Source organism: uncultured Halorubrum sp. (assembly GCF_937146585.1).
Classification (GTDB): Archaea; Halobacteriota; Halobacteria; order Halobacteriales; family Haloferacaceae; genus Halorubrum; species Halorubrum miltondacostae.
Map to the genome: position 1 here is coordinate 1 of NZ_CAKZRO010000043.1, position 3,263 is coordinate 3,263.

General features: G+C 64.6%; 5 protein-coding genes and 1 pseudogene. 4 read left to right on the forward strand and 2 right to left on the reverse strand.

Annotated features, from left to right (window positions below; all coding sequences use genetic code 11):
• Together Q0116_RS03705 and Q0116_RS03710 are read left to right on the forward strand one after the other, a co-directional pair.
• A pseudogene (locus Q0116_RS03705) lies at positions 1-195 on the forward strand (hypothetical protein); the annotation flags it as partial.
• A gap of 101 nt (positions 196-296) precedes the next feature.
• Entirely contained in the window at positions 297-644 is a 348-nt protein-coding gene (locus Q0116_RS03710; protein WP_297885629.1) for a hypothetical protein, read from the forward strand.
• Between the two features lie 27 nt (positions 645-671).
• Here Q0116_RS03710 and Q0116_RS03715 read toward each other — a convergent pair whose 3' ends face one another.
• Positions 672-1,136 carry a DUF302 domain-containing protein gene (locus Q0116_RS03715; protein WP_137692211.1) on the reverse strand — a complete coding sequence of 155 codons (465 nt, stop codon included), beginning with the start codon at positions 1,134-1,136 and terminating at the stop codon, positions 672-674.
• 125 nt (positions 1,137-1,261) lie between these two features.
• Here Q0116_RS03715 and Q0116_RS03720 point away from each other — a divergent pair, with 125 nt between their 5' ends.
• Positions 1,262-1,690 (forward strand): desampylase, encoded by a 429-nt coding sequence (locus Q0116_RS03720; RefSeq protein ID WP_137692212.1) that lies wholly within the window; start codon positions 1,262-1,264, stop codon positions 1,688-1,690.
• Positions 1,691-1,754: 64 nt separating this feature from the next.
• On the opposite strand, the gene moeB is transcribed toward Q0116_RS03720, so the two are convergent.
• Positions 1,755-2,612: a molybdopterin-synthase adenylyltransferase MoeB gene (gene moeB / locus Q0116_RS03725; protein WP_297885633.1), complete on the reverse strand. Its 858-nt coding sequence runs from the start codon at positions 2,610-2,612 to the stop codon at positions 1,755-1,757.
• 273 nt (positions 2,613-2,885) lie between these two features.
• On the opposite strand from moeB, the gene Q0116_RS03730 reads away from it, so the two are divergent.
• Positions 2,886-3,149: a MoaD/ThiS family protein gene (locus tag Q0116_RS03730; RefSeq protein ID WP_137692214.1), complete on the forward strand. Its 264-nt coding sequence runs from the start codon at positions 2,886-2,888 to the stop codon at positions 3,147-3,149.
• Positions 3,150-3,263: the final 114 nt, after the last annotated feature.

The following is a 3,263-nucleotide window of genomic DNA, read 5'->3' on the forward strand; positions in this document are numbered from 1 at the left end:
CACTCCGAGCAGCCGTTCACGCGGTCAGCGACGGTCGCAATTCCCGACGACATCATCCAGGTCGTCGTCCGCGGTCACGACCAGACGCACGGGTACGGCGGGGTGGCGGCCCTCGTTGCCATCGACGACGGGTCGGTTCGGTTCATTGACCAAGGACCAGAGCCGCGGTCGTTCGACGCCGGGGACTTCTCGTAACGCGCTCCCACGGGCCTGACACGCTATCACGTGCCGAGATGGTGTCCCGGACACACATCCGCGGACGGGTTTTGTACGTATGCGTTTTATAAGCGAACACGATGGCAAAAGCAGCAATCGTGATTCTCGCCGGCAACGAATCGCACTCGGACTACGGTCGCCTCGCGAACGCGCTCGAAGCGGCCAAGGAGTTCGCCGAGAACGACGACGACGAGCTCGAACTCATCTTCGACGGCGCGGGGACGCAGTGGATCCCGGAGCTGGAAGACGAGGAGAGCGACTACCACGAGCTCTACCAGGCAGTCCGCGACGACGCGGCGGTCTGTGACTTCTGTTCCGGTGCGTTCGGCGTTGAGGACGCCGTCGCCGACTCCGGGCTCGTCACGCTCGACGAGTACGATGGCCACCCGAGCATCCGCTCGCTCGACTACGAGATCATCACGTTCTAATCCGGGCGACCAGCTCGGCGGTGCCTATTATTTTTGACCGTGTTCTTCGATGTTCGCCCAGACGACAGCCATCAGCTCGCCTGTCTTCGCGACCAAGTCCTCTACAGCCTCGTCAGAGTCAGCTGGCGCGCAACCTAAGTCCCGGATCGCCTTTGTCGCTGAGACGTGATGGACATGGACGCGGTCGTCCGCAGCGCGCTCGTAGACGGTCGTCGTACACGGTAACATGCCGGCCAGGGTTGGATCGATCTGGAGGGCGTCATGTGCGATTTCTGGGTGACAGACCACAATTAGAGCGGTTCGTTCAACGTCGTCGTGTCCGAGCATACCCGCGATCATCTGATCGAGGCGAGTGACGCGTACCGTTTCGAAATCAGCCAGTTCGTGTTCGATCTGGACGAAGGGGACGGCGTCCTCGAACGGCATATCGAGAGTCGTATGAAGAGCCTCATCAGCCGTCGGTGTCGGTGATCGGGATGACGCGTCGCTCATGCGAGGTTCTCTCACGCCCGAATATAAATATCGAATCGCACCCTCGACAACTGCCGTTACCTCTTACGCGCCGTGCCCGTTGCCGGTCGGGACGGACTTATGACGCCGTCGGGCCATCTCCCGACATGATCGAACTCACGCGAGCGGCGTACGACGACATCGTGTATCGGGCGTACGAGGGCGGCGAGGCCGAAATCTGCGGCGTCCTCGCCGGCGAACACGGCGACGACGGCGACCCGAGCGTCGTCACGGAGACGTACGCGGCCGAGAACGTCGCGGAGACGCCCGAGATCCGGTACCTGATCGACCCCGAAGAGCAGTTCGAGCTGATCGAGACTGTCGAGGACGCGGGCCTCGACGTGGTCGGCTTCTACCACTCGCACCCGACCGGCCCGACGCACCCAAGCGAAACGGACGCCGCGCGGGCGACGTGGCCGGGCCACTCGTACGTCATTTGTGCGCTCGACGGCTACCCGTTCGTCGGGTCGTGGCGCTGGCGCGACGATGCGGACGAGTTCGAACAGGAGACGGTGTCGGTCCGGAGCGAACGGTAGCCGGGTCGACCGGGAGTCGGAACCGGAGCGGAAAACCGAGAGAAGACAGCGGGTCAGACAGGGCTCAGTCGCTCGCCTCGATCTCCGGCTCGGAGTCGCCGCCGACGTCGATCGCACAGGAGGCGGTGTACTCCACGTCGTGGACGGACTCGATGGCGGGGTTGTCGCCGCAGACCGGGCAGTCGTCCTGCTTGGGGATCTCGACCTTGTCGAACTCCATGTCGAGGGCGTCGAAGAACAGCATCGAGCCGTCGAGGCTCTCGCCTTTGCCCATGAGGTGTTTGACCGTCTCGGTCGCCTGGAGGCAGCCCACGGTGCCCGGCAAGACGCCTAACACGCCGGCGGTCGCGCAGTTCGGGACCATCCCGGCCGGCGGCGCCTCCGGGAACAAACAACGGTAACACGGCGAATCGTCGTCGCCAGCGAACGTGGTCACCTGCCCCTCGAACCGGAAGATGGAGCCGTGCGAGAAGGGGATCCCGGCGAGGGTACACGCGTCGTTGACGAGGTAGCGCGTCTCGAAGTTGTCCGTGCCGTCGACGACGAAGTCGTAGCCGTCGATGAGCTCCTCGATGTTGTCCGGCGTGACGCGTAGCTCGTGGCGCTCGACGTCGACGTCGGGGTTGAGGTCGGCGACGAACTCCGCCGCCGAGTCGACTTTCTTCCGGCCCACGTCGTCGTCACCGTGGATGACCTGTCGCTGGAGGTTCGACAGCTCAACCTCGTCGTCGTCGGCGATGCCGAGCGTGCCGACGCCGGCAGCGGCGAGGTACTGGATGATCGGCGCGCCGAGCCCGCCGGCCCCAAGGACCAGCACCTTCGCGTCCAGTAGGTCCTTCTGTCCCTCGGGCCCCACGTCGTCGAGGATGATGTGTCTGGAGTAGCGGTCGAGTTGCGTTGGGTCGAGGTCGAGATCACTCATTCACGCTTCTATACCGTTTGCGGACGGTTAAGCCGGCCGTCCACCGGTGGGTACTGCCGCCATCTCGGAGGTGCGTCGCGGGCGCACAGACGGCGCGTGACGCGCCGATCGCCGCGGCGAGAGTTCCGTAGCTGCCGGTATCGCCACCGTTGAGAAGTTGCGAGTCTGCCGGAACCGGCGGAACTCACTCCGACGCGGACGGCAACCGTGTCAGACCGTGGTCGACGTTGCCGTCGACACGCCCCTTTTGAGGACGAGCGTCGAACGAGCGGTATGGCCACAATTAAACTCCCGGCCGCGCTGGTCGGCGGGTCAGCGACGTCGAAGGTCGATGTCGCCGGCGAAACGGTGGCAGAACTGTTCGACAACCACGCCGCGGAACACGGCGACGAGCTGCGCGACAGCGTGATCGAGGACGGCGAGATCAAGGAGTTCATCAACGTCTACGTGGACGGAACTCCGGTCGACGGGCTCGACGCGGAGGTTCCGGACGACGCGCAGGTGCGGGTCATCCCCGCGGCGAGCGGCGGCCGATAAGACGGTCGACACTTCTCGGCTCTTTTCGGGCGCTCAGAGGTACTCCTCCCACAGCGGGATGTCCGCGTACTTGTCGCCGCGGTCGCACAGCATGAACACGACGGCGTCGTCGTC

What these genes read in the sequence shown, in the direction of transcription:
- Q0116_RS03710 (WP_297885629.1), top strand. Translation starts at nt 297, where the DNA reads ATGGCAAAAGCAGCAATCGTGATTCTCGCCGGCAACGAATCGCACTCG.
- Q0116_RS03720 (WP_137692212.1), top strand. Translation starts at nt 1,262, where the DNA reads ATGATCGAACTCACGCGAGCGGCGTACGACGACATCGTGTATCGGGCG.
- Q0116_RS03730 (WP_137692214.1), top strand. Translation starts at nt 2,886, where the DNA reads ATGGCCACAATTAAACTCCCGGCCGCGCTGGTCGGCGGGTCAGCGACG.
- Q0116_RS03715 (WP_137692211.1), bottom strand. Translation starts at nt 1,136, where the DNA reads ATGAGCGACGCGTCATCCCGATCACCGACACCGACGGCTGATGAGGCT.
- moeB (WP_297885633.1), bottom strand. Translation starts at nt 2,612, where the DNA reads ATGAGTGATCTCGACCTCGACCCAACGCAACTCGACCGCTACTCCAGA.